This is a genomic window from Phocaeicola coprophilus DSM 18228 = JCM 13818, assembly GCF_000157915.1.
GTDB lineage: Bacteria > Bacteroidota > Bacteroidia > Bacteroidales > Bacteroidaceae > Phocaeicola > Phocaeicola coprophilus.
The window spans coordinates 278,855-282,551 of sequence record NZ_EQ973632.1 but is presented as its reverse complement, the minus strand read 5'-3'; the positions used below and the strand labels follow the sequence as shown (position 1 = coordinate 282,551).

Here is a 3,697-nt window from a genome sequence, read left to right as displayed (position 1 = left end):
AGATGCCATAAATGAAAGGCTTAACGGAATCGAAAATGCCATACAGAAGATACCCAAAGATAATATAGGTAGTACCAACAATCATAGATTTCTCTGTATAATGCTGGTTATTATTACTTGTATATTTTGGGTATTGGGAAATTTTCTTTACATGGATTTAAATCAAAGGTATAATGAGTTAAAGGAAAGGCATGATATGGTGATGAGGAATATTAACTCTGATAAAATCAAGAAGTAAAAATGACCAAGTATAATCAGTCTGTACGATTTCAAAATCTCTATTTGTGTGAGAGATTCGGTTACAGAAACTGTTGTTCCGTCATGCACAACGCCAACGGCATTTGTGTTTCTGTTCATGTTGGTGAAATGGATTTATACATCCGTTTTTGGGAATACAGCTGTGGCATCGGCATTATCTCCGACTGGAGCATAATCATTGTGCGCAGCAACTTCAAACGAAACCAGCAGGAAAACCTGAAAGACCCTGCTCGCTTCTTCAAGGAGTACGCCCCACGCTATGGTTACAAATACCTTTGCATCGAGTATGATGACTACAAGTATTATCAGACCCTTGGCCTAAAACTTATCCATAGAGTTTTTTTCAGACAATATAATTATCGGTTGCCGTTTAAGGAGGTGGATATATAAAAATATATATCAATTATTCTACCTCTAGTACAATAACTTAATTTATATAATTCTCAATGGTAATTTTGTAACAAAAAATAAGAGAGTACTCTTTACTCTCTTATTAGTATTAAACATAAAAGCAATTTATATATAATGTTTAAACGGCAAAATACCACAATGTAAATCCCTTGTTGCAGTCAATATTTCTCCTATCGAATCTGCAAATTTTAAAGTCACAGGAACTCCATCACCATATATACAAGTATTATAATTCAATTTAGATAATCCCAAAATATCTTTGCAAACCACTAAAATATCACCATCTCCACGTGTAATAGATATATCTAAAGGACTTGGAACTTCTAAACCAATTTGACTCTTAAACCTAGGAATAAATCCTTTAGTCCATAAATACGCTCTATGTGTATCATATTTTAACATTAGGCCTCTTGGTACACAATAAGGTCTATCTCTGTATAATTTAAAGTTATTAACTTCTCGAATTCTAACGCCAATAATACGAGATTTACCTAATGTTGCCTCCGTAAAACCGTCCCATTCATCATCATTAAAATATGTTCTCGCATGTATAAAAATTTCTTCAGGGTAATAATTAAATCTTGTATAGAATGCATCTAACGACTGTGAAACCATAGACAGGGCATCTTGTTTTGAAAGATGAAACTCTTTGGTTTTAGGATTCCACCACGGTCCTACATTTCCACGAAATACCATTCCGTCCCCAGAATCAAGAAACATCTGAGCAGCGCAACATGCGTTTTTACTTTGATTGGATTCTTCTGTCTTCTTATATACTAGTCCTAAATAACATACGTTATTTCTAACATCACCTAATTTCCAAGGTAATCCACCTAATTTATAATATAATGTAGTTGACAGATTCCATGCTTTTGCACTCTCCAATTTTATAATATTTGAATCTTCCAAATTCGGTAATGTAATCTTGCTTTCTCGTATTATCTGCGTGACAATTCTATCATCTAGAACTTTTGCTTTAAGCTGATTATGAAAATTCATTTCAAACTTATATGCCTCTCTTAAAAGATCTTCTTCCTCTTGGAAGAAAAGACTTAATTGCAATGTATTCCTATCTTTCTTTTTTAAAGTAGTCAATATATTTGATGAATCTTTTGGTATTCGAGATTGAGGTCTTCCATATTGGTATATATATTCAGGAATAGCAACAAACCATATAGGTACATTTCTATCCTCTTCTATTACAAATTGTCTAAGCCTATCAACATAAAGATTAGTCCAATTATGAATTCTTTGATGGGAATCTACATACTTTTTATATGTTTCCAAATCATCTTCTTTTATATCTATCTCAACTATACTCTCAAAATTTATAGAAATACCAAAAGCGGATTCAAGCCCAGGGAAATTAGGTCTAGCAAAATCTTCATTTGTTATAGGTGCATGAAGTTTTTTTAGATAAATTTTAAACTGGTCTCTTAAATACTTTGGGCCAATTATACCAATTGTTATTGGACCTAAAATTCGCTTTGAATCAAATGGGCCATATAACAATAAACCATCTCTCGGATCAATTGCCTTTTGATTAAACCCAAATGTTAATTTAGGCTCAGGCAAATATAAAATTTCAGGATCAATTATCATTATACATTAAAATTTCAGAATCTTCTACATAATCAGATATACAATCTATAGACATCGGTATATTAGGATCATGATAGTCAAAATCGGACCAAAATAATTCTGGCCATTCTTTAAATTCAATATAATCATTATCATAAGTTACCGGAAATATTATCTTACCATCTTGATCTTTCAAAGATTGTATCATTGCTAGAAAAAGATCGCGCCATTCTTCATTAAAAAACATCTTAGCCTTATCTCGACGATAAGTATGCATTTTTCTTTCATCCGAAATTGGTGTTTTCCCATCAGATGTAAATACGAGATGTGATTTAACCAAATAACAAAAAAAAGGATCTATCAATACATTAGCAGAAATAGCATAATGCCATAATAACGATTTATATTTTCCTAAAAGAGACTTTCTTTTTTTTCGCTTCCCGTTAGAAAATGGATATACAAACCGTATATCATTTTTATTATTACTAATTTGAGGCTTATAATAAGCAAGCCTTCTTCCTGAAAATTCATATTTAAACAATCCTTTTTTTCGTAAGAAAGAATTCCACACACTCATCATTAATCTTTTAAACGCATTAATAGAATCGTTATATGTTGGAAAAGAATTACTAAAAGCATCGCAATAATATAAATCTTTTACATTACACACAAAAACATTATCTGGCGTAATATCGTTATCAAAAAGGTCTTTTCTCCCTTCTATCGTCATTATAAGATTAGGTTCAAATGATGTTATTAAATTATTGTTCAAATTAATAGGTATAGACTGATTTAAGTCACGAACTAATTTAGCTTGCTCTGAAGAACGAAACCTAAATATATAGAAAATTGGTGGTAAAGTTCTAAATCCCCACCAAGATGAATAATATAATCTTTTATTATATTTTATGCTGATATTTGAAGAGTATTCATTCTCATACCATTCAGAGAAAGATGAGCTATTTAATTCTTTATTTCTAGGGACTTCATCTTTTTCCAACTTTCTTAATAATTGTTTTAAACCAACTGCCCAATTATCAGTAAAAGGAATATGATTTATATTAGGCATACCAATTGCAAGATGGTACTGCGAGTCATCAATATGTAATGGTATAATGAAATCAGACAATCCATTTTGAATTGCAATACTCTTACCATATTCTAATTCATTTTCGATACCAGGTTTAAGTACTCCATCAGAATTGAGTATATTTTTAGAATAAACAAAAAGAATTTTTATAGAACAATCTATAGCTTTTTGAATAGTTGGCCAGAAACGTTCACCTCCCAGCAATCCATTTTTATCTACCCATACTTTATAGCCCAACAATTCTAATCTAGATGCAATCCAAATTGAGAATTCATTATCTTGTGGAGTCGAATGACTAATAAAAATAGTATCTCTTTTTGACATAAGTTACTTAATAAATATCTCCGTTTATATCCC

4 protein-coding genes are annotated in these 3,697 nt (G+C 31.1%); 2 read left to right on the top strand and 2 right to left on the bottom strand.

Going from position 1 to position 3,697, the window contains the following annotated elements; genetic code table 11:
* Both BACCOPRO_RS18265 and BACCOPRO_RS02825 read left to right on the top strand, forming a co-directional pair.
* Positions 1-238 (top strand): hypothetical protein (locus tag BACCOPRO_RS18265; RefSeq protein ID WP_008140728.1); only part of this gene is annotated, 238 nt, incomplete at its 5' end.
* Between the two features lie 83 nt (positions 239-321).
* Positions 322-648, top strand: a complete 327-nt coding sequence (locus BACCOPRO_RS02825) for a hypothetical protein (RefSeq protein WP_008140726.1) — start codon at positions 322-324, stop codon at positions 646-648.
* A 126-nt stretch (positions 649-774) separates the two neighbouring features.
* On the opposite strand, the gene BACCOPRO_RS02820 is transcribed toward BACCOPRO_RS02825, so the two are convergent.
* Together BACCOPRO_RS02820 and BACCOPRO_RS02815 are read right to left on the bottom strand one after the other, a co-directional pair.
* On the bottom strand, positions 775-2,271 hold the full coding sequence (locus BACCOPRO_RS02820) for an argonaute/piwi family protein (RefSeq protein ID WP_008140725.1): 1,497 nt from the start codon (positions 2,269-2,271) through the stop codon (positions 775-777).
* On the bottom strand, positions 2,261-3,664 hold the full coding sequence (locus tag BACCOPRO_RS02815; RefSeq protein ID WP_008140723.1) for a toll/interleukin-1 receptor domain-containing protein: 1,404 nt from the start codon (positions 3,662-3,664) through the stop codon (positions 2,261-2,263). Before BACCOPRO_RS02815 ends, BACCOPRO_RS02820 begins: the two co-directional genes overlap by 11 nt.
* Positions 3,665-3,697 lie beyond the last annotated feature (33 nt).

Coding starts and splice junctions, on each gene's coding strand:
- BACCOPRO_RS02825 (WP_008140726.1), top strand. CDS start 322: ATGCACAACGCCAACGGCATTTGTGTTTCTGTTCATGTTGGTGAAATG.
- BACCOPRO_RS02820 (WP_008140725.1), bottom strand. CDS start 2,271: ATGATAATTGATCCTGAAATTTTATATTTGCCTGAGCCTAAATTAACA.
- BACCOPRO_RS02815 (WP_008140723.1), bottom strand. CDS start 3,664: ATGTCAAAAAGAGATACTATTTTTATTAGTCATTCGACTCCACAAGAT.